Below are 15388 nucleotides of genomic sequence, written 5' to 3'. Positions count from 1 at the left end.
TATGCTTAACTCGTTTTACCTGTCCGGCGCGCTGCTGCTAAGCAGCGCCCTGGCTGGTGTTGCAGCAGCTTGTAACACGCCGTACACGCCGATACAGCAAATTCAGGGCACAGGCGACAGCAGCCCGCTGCAAGGCCGGCAGTTAGTTACCCGCGGCGTGGTTACGGCAGTGGTGTACCCGGACAGTGCCGCAGCCGGCTTAGTACTGCGCGCCATTGAACCAGCCGATAGCGCAGCATCCGGTAGTGTGTTTATTGCCGACACTACAGCTGCGGCTATTTATCAACCCGGCCAGCAGTTGCAGATAAGCGGTACAGTAGCGGAGATTAACCAGCTTACCAGCCTGACTCAGCTAACTGATATCAAGCTATGTGAAGGTAGCGCCGCAGTAGCGCCGCTAACGCTGCGTCTGCCTTTGCCGGCAGAACAAAGTTGGGAGCAACTGGAAGGCGCATTGCTGCGTTTTGAGCAAACACTCACGGTAAACGATACCTATAACCTGGGCCGCTACGGCGAAATTATCCTGGCTGATAAACGCCTGCTGACAGCCACCGAAATTATGCTACCGGGTAAAGACGCGGCCGCACTTAGCGCAGTGCAACAACAACGACATATGCTGGTGCTGGATGATGGCAGCTATCAGCAAAACCCTGACCCGGTGCGTTTTGGCGAAACTCTGCTAACAGCAGCCAGTACCTTGCGCATTGGTGATAGCGTAAGCCGGGTAGAAGGCGTGCTACTGCAGGATGAGCGCGGTTACCGGCTGGTGCCAACCAAAGCGCCGCACTTTGCTGCCACTAACCCGCGCCCGGCCGCGCCGCAAGCCAAGCCGGCCAAAGCGCTGCGTATCGCCAGCTTTAATGTGCTGAATTATTTTAACGGCGCCGGCCAAAACCCGGCCTTTCCAACGCGGCGCGGTGCCGGCAGCGCCGCTGAACTGGCCCGCCAGCAAGCGAAGATTGTCAGCGCCCTGGCCGCACTGGATGCCGATATCATTGGCTTGCTGGAGGTAGAGAATAACGGCTACAGCCAGCAAGGTGCACTGGCTAACCTGACCGCAGCGTTAAATAAGGTGGCCGCCAAACCCTATCGTTTTATTATCACCACTGAGCAGCCCGGCAGCGATGCAATTAAAGTGGCTTTGCTGTACCGCCCCTCTGCCGTTAGCGTGGAAGGTAAGGCTGCTATGTTGCTGGCCAAGCCATTCGACTGGGGCAGCCGGCCGCCACTGGCGCAAAGTTTTCGCCATCTGGCTTCCAATGAGCTGGTTACCGTAAGCATTAATCACTTTAAATCCAAGGGCAGCTGCCCGAAGGACGCCGCCACCAAAGATGCTGATCAAGGCGACGGCCAGGCCTGCTGGAATGCACTGCGGGTAACCTCAGCTAAAGCACTCAGCGACTGGCTGGCCAGCCAGCCTACCGGCGTAAAGAGCGACAAGCAGCTGATATTGGGCGATTTAAATGCCTACCGGCTGGAAGACCCGGTAACCACCCTGGAACAGCGTAACTGGCACTACCTCAGCGCCGCTGCTGGCAGCCAATACTCTTATGTGTATCGCGGCCGCACCGGCTCACTGGATCATGCCTTGGCAAGCCCGGCACTGGCCGCGCAGTTGCACAGCATGCAGCACTGGGCCATCAATGCCGATGAACCGGTATTGCTGGATTACAATGTCGGGTTTAAAAGCGATAGCCTGCTGCAACAATTGTACGCGCCAACACCGTACCGCTCATCGGATCATGATCCGCTGATTGCCACCTTTCAGTTTTAACGCGGTTTTACTGCAGCCGGCAAGTTAATTCAATAACTTACCGGCTGTAACGACCACAATAGCAGAAGAAACAGTTGCACCTGCTTTAGCAGTTGCTTTAAGGTGAGGTTCAGTTAACCTAGCGAGCCGCGCCCATGTCACATAAAAACCCGATTATTGCTATTACCGGTTCGTCCGGTGCCGGCACCAGCACCACCTCGACGGCGTTTCAGCATATTTTCCGCACCCTGGGCATAGATGCGGCCTTTGTTGAGGGTGACTGTTTTCACCGCTTCAGCCGGCCGGAAATGGAAGTAGCGATTCGTAAAGCCAAAGAAGCCGGCAAACATATCAGCTACTTTGGCGCCGAAGCCAACGATTTTGGCGCGCTGGAAAACTTCTTTGCCAGCTATGGTGAAACCGGCGGCGGCAAAATACGCCACTATTTGCACACCTTTGACGAAGCCGTGCCTTACAACCAATTACCCGGCACCTTTACCCCGTGGCAGGATTTACGCGCCAATACCGACTTATTATTTTATGAAGGTTTGCACGGTGGCGCAGTAACCGACGAGCATAACGTCGCGCAGCACGTCGATTTACTGATCGGCATGGTACCGATAGTTAACTTAGAGTGGATCCAAAAAATTATCCGCGACACCTCCGAGCGCGGCCACAGCCGTGAGGCCGTGCAGGCCAGCATAGTGCGTAGCATGGATGACTACATTAACCATATTACGCCGCAGTTCTCGCGCACCCATATAAACTTTCAGCGTGTGCCTACGGTAGATACCTCCAACCCCTTTAGTGCCAAAGATATACCCTCGCTCGACGAGAGCTTTGTGGTGATCCGCTTTCGCGGTATTAAGCATGTGGATTTCCCCTACTACCTGCAAATGATTAACGGCGCCTTTATGTCGCGGGTTAATACCCTGGTGGTGCCGGGCGGCAAAATGGGCCTGGCGATGGAGCTGATTTTAACGCCGCTTATTGAAGAGTTGATGATTAAGCGACGCCAGGCACGCGGCCAGGTCGACTGGCTGGGTACTTAGGCGGCAGGCTCAATACTCTGGCAGCAAAAGCGGTATGCCCTAAACCAACCGTTGAAGGCATGGATGCTGACAAATTCGCCGGGAGCGAATTTGAACAGCTGTGCTGGTCCGCAGGATAAACTTCATGGATGAAGTTTATAATCGAGCCTACAGGGACGTATTTACGGCGTGTTGGTGTGGGCATACCGCTTTTGCGTTTACAACGGAACTACCAGGATTGCTATCAAAACTACATCATTTCCCTGGTCACAAAACCAACAGCGTTACAATTTTCATTTTCGCCACCCCGCATACTACTGTTGTCTCAGCTTTACAAAACACCAATTTTCAGCCGTTTAGCGAATGTCAAGACCGCAAAGGCCGGTAAATTTACACTTTTGTTTAAATAATAGCCTTTGCTTTGCCGGAAAAAATCCGTAAACTTAGCGCCCCTTACGGGTAGAGCCTTGGATTCAGTGGTGCGCATAGGTCCATATCAATTAGCGAACAAGGTAGTTTGTGCTCCGATGGCCGGAGTAACCGATCACACTTTTCGTGAGCTCTGCCGGCGTTTTGGTGCAGCCTTAGCTGTGTCGGAAATGCTGTCGAGCAACCCGTTGGTATGGCAAAGCGAAAAATCACAAAATCGCATGGGCCACCGGCAGGAATCCGGTATCCGCTCGGTACAAATTGCCGGTGCGGACCCACAGCAAATGGCTGAGGCAGCGCAATACAATGTTGATATAGGTGCCGATATTATCGACATCAACATGGGTTGCCCGGCGAAAAAAGTGAACAAGAAGCTGGCCGGTTCTGCACTGCTGCAGTATCCGCAGTTAGTGGAACAAATTGTGCGCGCTGTGGTCGATGCAGTTAAGGTGCCGGTGACGTTAAAAATCCGCACCGGCTGGGATCCTGAGCACAGAAACGGTATTCAGATCGCCCGTATTGCGCAAGATAACGGCATACAGGCGCTGGCGGTACATGGCAGGACACGTGCCTGTATGTACAAAGGTGAAGCGGAATATGACACCATCCGCGCCATTAAACAAAGTGTTTCTATCCCGGTAATTGCCAACGGCGATATTACCGGAGCGGAAAAAGCGCGCCATGTGCTGGACTACACCGGTGCCGACGCCATTATGATTGGCCGCGCGGCACAAGGAAGGCCATGGATTTTCCGCGAAGTGGTGCATTACCTGGCCACTGGCGACAAACTGGCGCCACCGGGCATTGCCGAGGTACGTCAGATCATGCTGGAACATGTGCAGGGTTTACACCAACTTTATGGTGAGCTGGCCGGTTCCCGTATTGCCCGCAAGCATGTGGGCTGGTATTTAGCCGAGCATGACACGCTCGGACAGTTTCGTAGTGAATTCAATGGTATTGAGTGTGCTAAGCAGCAGCTTGACACCTTAAATGACTATTTTCATCAACTAGCAGCAACCTAACGTAAAAGAGAAAAGCAATGTTTAATTCGAACGTTACTTCGCCATTTATTACTAACGCCCACGTACAAACGCAGGAAAAGCCACAAGCTTTAAGCAACGCCGCGCAAAAAGCCGTGGCTAACTACCTGCAGCAATTAAACGGTCAGGACGTTAACGACTTGTATGAACTGGTATTATCTGAATTAGAGCGTCCGTTACTGGAAGAAGTGATGAAATATACCCGCGGTAACCAAACCCGCGCCGCCAACCTGATGGGCATCAACCGCGGTACGCTGCGTAAGAAGCTGAAACAGTACGGCATGAGTTAATGCCACTGCGGGGCCAGCGCCCCGCCACTAAGCACCTTCGGGTGCTTTTTTATTGGTTAGGTTAAAATCTGATTTCTGCAAGCTACAAGAGAGTCTAAGCATGACGACATTAAGACCCATCCGCCGCGCACTGCTGAGTGTGTCAGATAAAACCGGTATTGTAGAATTCGCCCGCGCGCTGGCCGCGCAACAGGTGGATATTCTCTCTACCGGCGGTACTGCTAAACTGTTAGCCGAACAAGGCATTAAGGTTACAGAAGTGTCTGACTACACCGGCCACCCGGAAATTATGGACGGCCGGGTAAAAACCCTGCATCCGAAAATTCACGGCGGTATTTTAGCCCGTCGCGGCGTGGATGAAAGCGTAATGGCGGCCAACAATATCGGCCCTATCGACTTAGTGGTAGTAAACCTGTATCCGTTTGCCAGCACTGTGGCCAAGCCCGGCTGCACGCTGGAAGATGCGGTTGAAAATATCGATATCGGCGGCCCGACTATGGTGCGCGCGGCAGCGAAAAACCACAAAGATGTAACCATTGTTGTTAATGCAAAAGACTACGACAGCGTACTGGCAGAAATGCAGGCCAACGGCGGCGCTACCACTCACGCCACGCGGTTTAGCCTGGCGATCAGCGCTTTTGAACACACCGCGCAGTACGATGGCATGATAGCCAACTACTTTGGCGCCATGTTACCAGCCTACGATACACCGGCAGAACCGGCGACTAAGTTCCCGCGTACTTTCAACAGCCAATTCGTTAAAAAACAAGACTTACGCTACGGCGAAAACAGCCACCAAAGCGCGGCGTTTTATGTGCAGGACGGTGCCACTGAGGCCTCTGTATCTACCGCTAAGCAGTTACAAGGCAAGGCGTTGTCATACAACAATATCGCCGATACTGATGCGGCACTGGAGTGCGTAAAAGAGTTCAGTGAACCGGCCTGCGTTATCGTTAAGCACGCTAACCCGTGCGGCGTGGCCATTGGCGATTCGATTCTGGCGGCGTATAACCGTGCCTACCAGACCGACCCAACCTCAGCTTTCGGCGGCATTATTGCCTTTAACCGCGAGCTGGATGAAACTACAGCGAAAGAAATTGTCAGCCGGCAGTTTGTTGAAGTGATTATTGCGCCTTCTGCCACCGACGCAGCCGCAGCGGTGGTTGGCACTAAGCCGAACGTGCGCCTTTTGGTATGTGGTGAGTTCAGCGCTGCAACTACTGCGCTGGATATTAAACAAGTCAACGGCGGTATGTTGCTGCAGGATCGCGATCAGGCCAAAGTTACTGCGGATGATTTAAAAGTCGTCACCAAACGCCAGCCTACCGAACAAGAGTTAAAAGACTTACTGTTCTGCTGGAAGGTGGCCAAGTTTGTTAAATCCAACGCTATTGTGTACGTAAAAGACAGCATGACCATCGGCGTTGGCGCCGGCCAGATGAGCCGCGTCTACAGCGCCAAAATTGCCGGTATTAAAGCCGCCGATGAGAAGCTGGAAGTAAAAGGCTCAGTAATGGCCTCAGACGCCTTCTTCCCGTTCCGCGACGGTATCGACGCTGCAGCCGCAGCCGGTATTACTGCCGTAATTCAGCCGGGTGGTTCAATGCGCGACGCCGAAGTAATCGCCGCCGCAGACGAGCACGGCATGGCCATGGTGTTTACCGGCGTAAGGCACTTCCGTCATTAAAAGCAGCCATTAAGCACCTGCAGTAGTTATAAAAAAGGCCGCATTGCGGCCTTTTTTAATTACAATCTCACCCAACCAATACTCAGCAAATAACGGCTGCCCTGCTCTACTTTACTTACCGCATGCTCGCACAAGTCCGGCCGGAAAAATTTAATGCGGGAATTTTGATAAATCGGTGTGGCGCAGATAAAGTCGCCGCCCTTCTTCGCCTGTTTTAATACTATATTCAGCCGGTAATGCCGGCCACTGCTTACAGCATCTTTATGTGGTGGCACTTCGCAGCCTTGCGGAAAATGCAACAGATAGCAGTCGAATTTAAATGGCCAATATGCGCCTGCCAACAGCATTTTATCGTAACCGCTTTGCTGGCGGCCTTTTTGCCAACGAAACAGCTGTTTTAGTATGCTCAAGACATCCGCCTAATCATAACGTTCAGGCAGCGCTGTTCAGTATCAGCTTTTCAACTACCGGCTGCTCGCCGTGCTCAGCCTGCCAGGCATCATAATTGGCCTGCAGATTAATCCACAACCCCACATTGCTGTCGGTTGCCAGCGCAATACGCTGCGCCAAATCAGCTGAGCACGGTATATGTCCATGGCAAAAATTGCTCATAGTAGTGCGGGAAACACCCAGTGCTTTGGCAGCTTTGGTCACTGAAATACCATGTTCTTCCAGTATCTGAACACGAAAAATCAGCCCGGGATGCGTGGGGCAACGCGTCATTTTTTCCATAGTATCCTCCAGATTGTTACCGACATTACATGTGCTATTTCTGAGCGCGGATTTGCTTACCGTGATAGTCGCGATAGTCTAATAACACCGCACCATCGTCTTCCAGTTCAAACGTCACACGCCAATTGCCGTTGACTTCAATTGAGTAAACACCGGTACCTGAACCTACTTTTTCCGCGAATTTCGCCTGAAAAAGCGCGCGTAAGTCTCTTGGTTGATGTGATGCAGCAATGGCATCGAGAATTATCGTAAGCTTTACAGCGTGTTTTGGTTGCACACCGCTATGGTCGCCATGCAGAAAAAGCTTCTTCAGACCTTTATGCTTAAAGTTCTTTATCGCCATGCTGCTCCCTCATCAATGACGAAAGTGTAAAGCATTTCTTTACACTTATCAAATAACCATGGAATTTACTGCGCGATTTTATCAGCCAGAAAATCGCCGCTTTGAATTAACCTGAGCCCCTTAGTGCTGCGGTTATACACATACACCCAGGCAGCAATACTGTCGCCATTCTCCAGCACTACACTTTGTTGTTCACGCCGATACTCCTGCGGCTGCGCAAAGCCCGGGCCGCATTCTTCATAGTTATCCAGCGCGCTTAGCAGATGCTCCGGCTGTATCAGCTGATACAGCTCTCCTACTACCTGGTCGGCGGCATTATTGGATGGCACTGCGCCCGGGTAATAATCTACCTGATACAACCTGGCCTGATAATGTGCCATAGCAACAAAACAGCTATGTTGTACCAGTAATTGGTGCATGGGGTGGTGGGCATTTTGCCGCAGGGTGCCGTAAACAAATAAATAATGCTGCATAGCCGCAACTATAAGTAATTTTGTTTACTGTGCCGTAGCAGTATCACAAAGACAAGATCTGCGCTAAACCTCTGAGGTGGCAAATTCACTAACGCTTGGGCAGATAAACCTGCTTTTTGGTTTTATCACCAGCGGCCTCTTGCCAACAACAAGTTAATCATATGATTTAGAACAATAAAAAAATCATGGCCTTATTTTTGCCTGTTTCGCCTGTGTTTGCAGCCACGCTGCATGGAGTATCACGTCATTCTGATAACAAGGAGCAATTATGTTAAAAAAGCTGATGTTAAAACCGCTGTTGCTGGCTACCACATTGTGCTGCGTCGGCACCACTGCGATTGCCGCTGATACGCTACCCGATGCCCAAGACGTAAGCCGCTATGCTACACAGCTGTTACAGCAACAACAGATAGACAGCAACGGCCCTGGCTTAGCGGTGTTGGTGGCACGCGGTGATGAGCTGTTATTTAAACACGCTTATGGCAAGGCGAATATTGAACTTGACGTGCCGTTGAGCCCACAGCACAAGTTTCGTATCGGCTCGGTTACCAAGCAGTTTGCTGCTACAGCACTTCTGAAACTGATAGATGAAGGTAAGGCAGCACTTACTGATCCGCTGAGTAAATACCTGCCCGACTACCCTAATGCAGAAGCAATTACGCTGTTGCAGTTACTGAACCATACCTCTGGTGTGAAGAGCTACACCGGCATTCCGGGCTATATGCATAACAAAATCCGCTACGAGTTAAGCACGGCGGAACTGATTGCTGAGTTTAAAGATCTACCGGTCGATTTTGCCCCGGGGGCAGAATTTAAATACAACAATTCCGGTTATGTATTGCTGGGCGCCGTTATTGAAGCCATCAGTGGTAAAAGCTGGCACCAGTATATTAACGATGCCCTGCTGCAACCGCATAAGCTGAGTAATATTGTTTACCCCGGCGAGCAAAGCATTATTGCCGGCATGGCCGGCGGTTACAGCCTGCGCCCCGGGCAGGATGTGACTCAGGCCGCCTTGCTGAGCATGACCCAACCGCATGCCGCCGGCGCGCTGGTTGCCGATGCCGATGCACTGTGGCAATGGAACCGCCTGCTGCACAGCGGTAAGTTGCTTAAAGCAGACACTTACCGGCAAATGATTACACCCACCGGTGCTGCAGCTAAAAATGATAGCAATTATGGCTTTGGTATCCGCAGCGACACACTGCGTGGTATGCGGGAGCTGCAACATGGCGGTGGCATTAACGGCTTTGTTTCGTTGTTGGTTTACCTGCCACAGCCAAAGCTGACAGTCGTAATGCTGCGTAACAGCGACGGTCCGGGCCCGGATTTAAGCTATTTAAGCCGTAAAATTGCGGCCTATGCCAGCGGAAACCCCTACCCTGAATATCCGCCGGTTTCGTTAACAGAGGCTCAGCTACGCAGTGTCAGCGGCATCTATAGCAAAGGCGAAGACAGCCGCACGCTTGAGGTACGAGATGGTAAGTTGTTCTCAACCCGCGCCGGCGGCCGGCCCTTTGAACTGATACCGCAAGCTAACGACAGCTTTGGCTTTGCTGACAGCGTAACCCGATTGGTAATACTGCGGGATAAAAACGGTAATGCGACCGGCCTGAACATGTTTTATGACGGCGAAGGTAAAGCCGAGCTGTGGCAGCGCAGCAGCGATGTAACGCAAAAAGCCGATATCCGCTTAAGCCAACAGCAACAGCTGGCATTGGTTGGTGACTATGCCTCAGATCAACTGCAGTTGAAAATTTTTCAAAATGACGCTGGTGATGGCTTACTGGTGCAGGTCACCGGGCAACCGGCGTTTGACTTAAAGGCCGCCGGCGAGCGCAAGCTGTACCTTACTGTGGTGGATGCCACGCTGGAGTTTGCCCCCGCCACTGGCAGGGCGGCTCAGGTTACGCTGATACAAGGGGCTGGCCGTTTTGTGCTGACACGGCAATAAGGCAGCGTTACATAAAGCGCGCCGGTACCGACCATTGCAATTCCGCTTGCTTAGTGTCGCTGCAGTAGCCGACACAGCTTAGCGACGCTTTGCGCACATTAAGCAGGCCGGTTTCACTGCCAAGCAGCAGGCTGATTAAGCTGGAGAAGTCCGGCTCGTGCCCTACCAGCAAGCTGTGTGGCGGTAAATCCGCCAGCAGTTGCTGTAACTGTGCCAGCGCAGCATGGCTGTCGTTGCCTAATGCCAACCAGGCTAATTCCTGTACCGCGCCAAGCCCTGCTTCTTTGGCCACTATGGCAGCGGTTTGCATAGCGCGCGGATAGGGGCTGCTGCATACCGCTGTTGGCGCAATAGCGTGGCGCTGCATAAAAGCCGCAACGCGACGCGCCTGCAGCCGGCCTTTTTCTACCAGACAACGGTCGATATCCAGCTGATTAGGCCGGATAATTTCCGCGGTGGCGTGACGTAAAAAATATAAGTATTTATCCATAGCGGGCGCAGTTATAGCATGGCTATAAGGCAGAATTATGACTAAGTACGCCCTTTATTGCCAAACCAGCTCAACTGCAGTTTGCCAGCACATTTTTTTGCCAGTTGTGCCAAATCAAGGTATGTTGCCAGCCAGTTTTTATACGGAGGCCGCAGATGGCAATTGAATGGATACTGGCTTTTTTGGCTTTGGGTGGCTTCGCCGGTGTTATGGCTGGTCTGTTGGGCATTGGCGGGGGCGGCATTATGGTACCGCTGCTTACCAGCATTTTCCTGGCCCAGGGTATAGCCGCCGATGCCGTGGTACATTTGGCACTTGGCACCTCTATGGCGACCATTGTGATGACGTCACTGTCGAGCATGCGTGCCCACCACGCCCGCGCGGGCGTTTTATGGCCGATTGTGAAAGCGATGACACCCGGCGTAATAGCCGGTACTTTTGCTGCCACGTTTCTGGCGGCACGTATCAGCTCGCTGTATCTGGCAGGCTTTTTTGCCCTGTTTATGGGCTATGTTGCCTTTACCATGCTGCGGGCTAAAACCCCTGCCGCCGGTGGCAAACAGGCCGGTAAGGCCGAGCTGACTGCAGCAGGTGCCGGTATTGGCGCCATCTCGGCCCTGGTGTCTATCGGCGGTGGTTCACTTACCGTGCCTTATCTTAGCTGGCGCAGTATCGAAATTAAAAAAGCCATTGGCACCTCTGCCGCAGTCGGGTTACCTATTTCAGTGGCCGGTACCGCCGGCTATCTGCTAAATAGCCAAAGCAGCGCCGACCTGCCGTTTATTGTCGGCCTGGTATATCTGCCCGCTGTGTTGCTGATGTCGGTGGCAAGTTTTATCTGTGCGCCGCTTGGCGCCAAACTGGCACACAAACTGCCGGTTACCACGTTAAAACGGCTGTTTGGCATTTTGCTGCTGTTACTTAGCCTGAAAATGCTGGCCTCGTTGCTGGCGCACTAACGTTGATTGAATTTTAGGGATCACTTTATGCATTTTTACCAGATAATGCAGCAGTTTGCTGCCGGCAACCCGGACACATTCAACATAACCGTACCGGAGCAGTGGGGTCAGGGCCGCGCAGTGTTCGGTGGCTTAGCCGCCGCGCTGGCCATGGCGCACTTGCTGCCGGTGATCCCCCCGGCCGTGCCGCTGCGCTCGGTATCGGTCTCGTTTGTTGCGCCGTTAAATGCCGGGGCCGCCACCGTAACACGCCGTATTCTGCGCCAGGGCAAGTCGGCAATCCAGGCTCAGGCTGAAATTACACAGGATGGCCAGGTGGCCCTGGTTATGCAGGCAAGTTTTGGTGCGCCGCGTACTTCCGCTTACAGCTTAGCGGCCGACACCGCACCACAGTGGCCGCAAGGCGACGCCTTGGTTTTGCCCAAACAAGGCCCGGCACCGGAGTTTACCCATCACTTTGATTACCGCATCAGCCATGGCAAGCTGCCCTTTGGTGGTAGCACGCTGCGCGCCCTCGGCGGCGATATTCGTATGGCCGGCGGTGACAGTCGCCAGGCCGGAATACCGGAGTTACTGGCATTGGTAGATGCCTGGCCACCAGTTAGCCTGACCTTGCTAAACCAACCGGCACCGGCCAGCTCACTTACCTGGACCATTGAATTTGTTGCTCATGATTTACCGTTTACTAATACCGATTGGTGGCGCTATCAGGCTGAAATTGACTACGCTGCTGACGGCTACCACCATATTGCCGCCAAACTGTGGCAGCCGGATGGCAAACTGGCGGCGATCAGCCGCCAAACGGTTACCGTGTTTGCTTAACTACTGGTATTAATACAATCGCGGCCGTCAGACTTGGCGCGGTACAGCGCGGTATCGGCCGCGCATAACAACGCCATGCTGGTGCGGTACTGGCCGTTAATTTCTGTCGCTACGCCCTGGCTTACCGATACACTAAGCGAGGCCGGCAAACCGGCGTCGGTAAACTGCAACAACCGCACTGCCTGCTGCACGTCACGGGCTACCTGCAGCGCGTTAATTTCATTATGATTGGGCAGTATCAGCGCAAACTCTTCGCCGCCGTAGCGCGCTGCCATTTTGCCATCAACCGGCATCGCCTGCACTATGGCACCGGCGACCTTACGCAGGCAGGCATCGCCCTGAATATGGCCATAGCGGTCGTTAAATTGTTTAAAAAAGTCGATATCAATAATCACCACGCTAAGCGGCCGGCGAGCGGCCGTACATTGCTGCCACTGCTGTTGCAGCTGTTCATCAAAACCGCGCCGGTTCGCCAGCCCGGTTAGCACATCGGTAGAGGCCTGCAGCCGCAGTTGCTCGCATTCGGCTTTGTAGTGCGTAAGATCACGCATTACCAACACCAGCCGGGGCTCCGGGTCCGGTAAAAATGATACCGACAGCTCAATATCCTTTACCGCATTATCAGCACAGCGCAGCGCCATTTCTGTTGGCCCGGCCTGCAGCGACAGTATGCGTTTGGCTACCATTTTTACTAAGCCATCGTACTGCTGCTGACAGCGGTTAACTAAAAATTCCGGCCACTTGCGGCCAATCAGCGGTTGGCCAACACAGTTCAGCAGCAAGGCCGCCTTGGCATTGGCGCATTCAATCACGCCATCAGGGCTGACAATCAGCACCGCTTCGGCCAGATACTGAATAAAACCGCCAAGGTCGATGCCGGTGGAGATATCGCCATCGTCAGACCATAAGCTATCGTCATTCAATGCCAGCGGTTGCAGATTGGTTTTACGTTGCGACGTAGTCATCAGGTTATCTCGCTCAAGTGGCTTAACTGTTGCCAACTTTAGCCTTTACTACTTGTCACAACCTTCCGACAACCTTCTGATTTAATTGATTGATTTTTAAAGAATTAAAGCCCCTCCCGGGGCTTTACTCTGAGCGAGACTTACCTCAAACCATGCTGCAGGAATTACTTGGGATCATTGATTACTTGCGGATCCGGGCTTAATCCCAACTCGCGCAGACCATAGCTTGCTCTGAGTACTGTCGGCTCCTGCGCCAACTGTGCCAGTAGTTGTTTAATGTTAGCGTCTGGCGTGGCCACTACCAGGATATCACCGTAGGCGTGTTTCAACTGCAGGTTATAGCTGGCTGCCAGCGCGGCAAAATCAGCCTGTGCGCTTAACTGCAACAGTATTTCACCAGTTAGCTGATACCCGGCTGCGCTTTGGCTATCCGCAACAATATCGCCGCTGCGTAGTGCTGCACTGGTATTGTGTTGCGCCGCAAGGCTGGCTAGGATAGCGCTGCCCGGCTGAATGGCCGTATTAGCAGTAGTGCTTTGTGCCTGCGCTAACGGCGCCATGCTGTATGCCAGCAACAGGGTTGAAACATAAGAAATAAACTTCATATAAAATCCTCTATCAGTGGCCGTAGATACGCAGCGACCACGACAGCAGGCTGCCGTTTGTGCTGTTGTTCGTATCGTTCATGCTTAACAAACCGGTTTGCTGGCTGTAAAGCAAAGTCTGGTTGCTGCCGTTATCGGTATCAATTAGCTTGATTTGCCACGCACCTGCGGCAGGTTCGCCGTAGAAATGCTGACTTAGCAGCACGGCATTATGCACTGTGTCACCGGTAATATTTAATACACCGGTGCGGGGGCTAAGCAGCACACTGCGGGTACCGGCCGGAGAGATAAGCTCTATCGCTAAATCGCGCATCCGTTCATGCTTAACGCTGAACTTTAGTTGTACCGCTTCTATTGTCAGGTTGTCTGTAAGCTGCATAGTGTCCTGCACGCCGGCAACATTGGCATCCGGAATAGTCAGTGCGGTGTTATTGCTATGCCAGTCAGATATTTGCAACGCAGGTAACGACGCTGTGGTTTGCAGCGCCATAGCTACTGCAGCATCCACATCTATTGCACCCAAACCATAAAAGTAATGGAAGTTATAGCCTGCTGCATTCTGCTGCCAGCCGGGCACTGCATTGTAACTCCTGATATTGCCGTTGTTATCGCTGAAGCTCAGCTCAACACCGCTGTTGTTTGGGTCCGGCTTGCGCGCGGTGATGGCAAGTATATGTTTAACCGTTCTGGCATCCAGTTGCGGGTTGGCCGACATTATCAGCGCAATTGCGCCTGAAACACTGGCTGCAGCAGCCGAAGTGCCGTACATCGCCGCTGTTGCATCACAGTTGGCGTCTAAGCCGCTATCTTTTAAGGCGTTGTCAGCCGTGCCGAAATCGGTGTTAAAACCGTCAAAGCAACCGCTAAGGTCAGTGGTAACGATACCAGCTTGTTGTGTACCGCCCTCTCCGCCTGGAGCGGACAGAAACACGTTTGCGCCCACGGAAGAATAAGATGCTAAGCGACCACTGGCATTGTAGGCCGATACCAGCAAATTCCAGAAACTGGCGTTGTCAGCACTTAAATTAGCGTTATGGAATGGCAGGCCGGCATTATTAAAGCGCTGTTGATCCTCAAACGGAAGAACCCGGAACTCAACATCGCCGATAAAGGTATCGTAGTATTTAAATGCGTTACCGGCCGATTTTACAAACAGCGCGCCTAAACCATTATTACTGCTCAAAGTAATATCGTGCATTACCTGGTCTTGTAGTTGCAGGCTAAGGCTTAGTTCACCATCAGTATCAATAAACATAGCAGGCTTGCTACTGTAGCTTTGGTTATACACGCGGGAATGTGCGGTGCCATTAAGCGGCACGCCGTGAGATTGTAACCAGCCCGACACAGACTGCGCATCCAGATAGTTAAAACCGACAATATTGGCTTCCGGCGCTACACCGCGCCCTCCGATATGATTGTTGGCTTCGGCGGCAATAATACCCGCCACTGCTGTGCCGTGGCCGCTGCGATCTTCAGGCTCAGCGCCGCCATTCAGCAGGTTTACTGAACCTGGTGCTATGTTACGCCATAAATCAGGGTGGTTAAGTTCTACCCCGCTGTCGATTACTGTGACCGTAACGCCCGCGCCTTTAATGCCCAGTAGATCGGTAGTTAGCAGGTTTAAATCTTCGCCCTGTGTTCCGGCTACCGCAGAAAAACTGTGCTGGCCGGTGTTGTGCAAATGCCACTGGTACGGCGCAAGCGGATCACCGCTGGCCAAGTTGTCAGTTGCCTGGCTGCTAAAGGCCATTAGCACGCAGCAACTAAGTAGTGTTTTTTTAACATGCATATATAAGACAATCCTCGTGATAGTTT

At 52.7% G+C, this 15388-nt stretch carries 16 protein-coding genes; 8 read left to right on the top strand and 8 right to left on the bottom strand.

The window, feature by feature from the left end:
- Position 1: 1 nt before the first annotated feature.
- From ACTZWV_RS02820 to purH, 5 genes are all read left to right on the top strand, one after another.
- Positions 2 to 1774: an ExeM/NucH family extracellular endonuclease gene (locus ACTZWV_RS02820; RefSeq protein WP_444785079.1), complete on the top strand. Its 1773-nt coding sequence runs from the start codon at positions 2 to 4 to the stop codon at positions 1772 to 1774.
- Positions 1775 to 1908: 134 nt separating this feature from the next.
- Entirely contained in the window at positions 1909 to 2805 is an 897-nt protein-coding gene (locus ACTZWV_RS02815) for a phosphoribulokinase (RefSeq protein ID WP_305552253.1), read from the top strand.
- Between the two features lie 455 nt (positions 2806 to 3260).
- The gene (dusB, locus tag ACTZWV_RS02810; RefSeq protein WP_444785639.1) at positions 3261 to 4235 is read left to right on the top strand and encodes a tRNA dihydrouridine synthase DusB; all 975 of its coding nucleotides are present in this window, start codon (positions 3261 to 3263) and stop codon (positions 4233 to 4235) included.
- 17 nt (positions 4236 to 4252) lie between these two features.
- Positions 4253 to 4543, top strand: a complete 291-nt coding sequence (fis, locus tag ACTZWV_RS02805) for a DNA-binding transcriptional regulator Fis (RefSeq protein ID WP_068228306.1) — start codon at positions 4253 to 4255, stop codon at positions 4541 to 4543.
- 100 nt (positions 4544 to 4643) lie between these two features.
- Positions 4644 to 6230 carry a bifunctional phosphoribosylaminoimidazolecarboxamide formyltransferase/IMP cyclohydrolase gene (purH, locus tag ACTZWV_RS02800; RefSeq protein WP_444785078.1) on the top strand — a complete coding sequence of 529 codons (1587 nt, stop codon included), beginning with the start codon at positions 4644 to 4646 and terminating at the stop codon, positions 6228 to 6230.
- Between the two features lie 59 nt (positions 6231 to 6289).
- Here purH and ACTZWV_RS02795 read toward each other — a convergent pair whose 3' ends face one another.
- From ACTZWV_RS02795 to ACTZWV_RS02780, 4 genes are all read right to left on the bottom strand, one after another.
- Positions 6290 to 6640, bottom strand: coding sequence for a hypothetical protein (locus tag ACTZWV_RS02795; protein ID WP_444785077.1), 351 nt, complete (start codon positions 6638 to 6640; stop codon positions 6290 to 6292).
- 22 nt (positions 6641 to 6662) lie between these two features.
- Positions 6663 to 6962: a HigA family addiction module antitoxin gene (locus ACTZWV_RS02790; protein ID WP_444785076.1), complete on the bottom strand. Its 300-nt coding sequence runs from the start codon at positions 6960 to 6962 to the stop codon at positions 6663 to 6665.
- Between the two features lie 34 nt (positions 6963 to 6996).
- Positions 6997 to 7305, bottom strand: a complete 309-nt coding sequence (locus tag ACTZWV_RS02785) for a type II toxin-antitoxin system RelE/ParE family toxin (RefSeq protein ID WP_331162177.1) — start codon at positions 7303 to 7305, stop codon at positions 6997 to 6999.
- A gap of 65 nt (positions 7306 to 7370) precedes the next feature.
- Positions 7371 to 7778, bottom strand: a complete 408-nt coding sequence (locus ACTZWV_RS02780) for a gamma-glutamylcyclotransferase family protein (RefSeq protein ID WP_444785075.1) — start codon at positions 7776 to 7778, stop codon at positions 7371 to 7373.
- Between the two features lie 268 nt (positions 7779 to 8046).
- Between ACTZWV_RS02780 and ACTZWV_RS02775 the strand changes: the two genes are divergently transcribed.
- Positions 8047 to 9732 carry a serine hydrolase domain-containing protein gene (locus ACTZWV_RS02775; protein ID WP_444785074.1) on the top strand — a complete coding sequence of 562 codons (1686 nt, stop codon included), beginning with the start codon at positions 8047 to 8049 and terminating at the stop codon, positions 9730 to 9732.
- Between the two features lie 7 nt (positions 9733 to 9739).
- Here the strand turns inward: ACTZWV_RS02775 and ACTZWV_RS02770 are convergent, their stop codons facing one another.
- Complete coding sequence (locus ACTZWV_RS02770) at positions 9740 to 10222, bottom strand: SixA phosphatase family protein (protein ID WP_444785073.1); 483 nt, start codon at positions 10220 to 10222, stop codon at positions 9740 to 9742.
- Between the two features lie 155 nt (positions 10223 to 10377).
- On the opposite strand from ACTZWV_RS02770, the gene ACTZWV_RS02765 reads away from it, so the two are divergent.
- A complete protein-coding gene (locus ACTZWV_RS02765; RefSeq protein ID WP_444785072.1) occupies positions 10378 to 11181 on the top strand; it encodes a sulfite exporter TauE/SafE family protein in 804 nt (267 codons plus the stop codon).
- 27 nt (positions 11182 to 11208) lie between these two features.
- Positions 11209 to 12003, top strand: a complete 795-nt coding sequence (locus ACTZWV_RS02760; protein WP_444785071.1) for an acyl-CoA thioesterase — start codon at positions 11209 to 11211, stop codon at positions 12001 to 12003.
- Here ACTZWV_RS02760 and ACTZWV_RS02755 read toward each other — a convergent pair.
- From ACTZWV_RS02755 to ACTZWV_RS02745, 3 genes are all read right to left on the bottom strand, one after another.
- Positions 12000 to 12968: a diguanylate cyclase gene (locus ACTZWV_RS02755; RefSeq protein WP_444785070.1), complete on the bottom strand. Its 969-nt coding sequence runs from the start codon at positions 12966 to 12968 to the stop codon at positions 12000 to 12002. The genes ACTZWV_RS02760 and ACTZWV_RS02755 overlap by 4 nt on opposite strands.
- A gap of 164 nt (positions 12969 to 13132) precedes the next feature.
- Positions 13133 to 13573, bottom strand: coding sequence for a hypothetical protein (locus ACTZWV_RS02750; protein WP_444785069.1), 441 nt, complete (start codon positions 13571 to 13573; stop codon positions 13133 to 13135).
- A 13-nt stretch (positions 13574 to 13586) separates the two neighbouring features.
- Positions 13587 to 15362: a S8 family serine peptidase gene (locus ACTZWV_RS02745; protein ID WP_444785068.1), complete on the bottom strand. Its 1776-nt coding sequence runs from the start codon at positions 15360 to 15362 to the stop codon at positions 13587 to 13589.
- Positions 15363 to 15388 lie beyond the last annotated feature (26 nt).

The sequence above is a fragment of the Rheinheimera sp. NSM genome (assembly GCF_052380015.1).
Classification (GTDB): Bacteria; Pseudomonadota; Gammaproteobacteria; order Enterobacterales; family Alteromonadaceae; genus Alishewanella.
The sequence above is the reverse complement of the archived record's forward strand: the minus strand, read 5'-3'. Positions and strand labels throughout refer to the sequence as shown.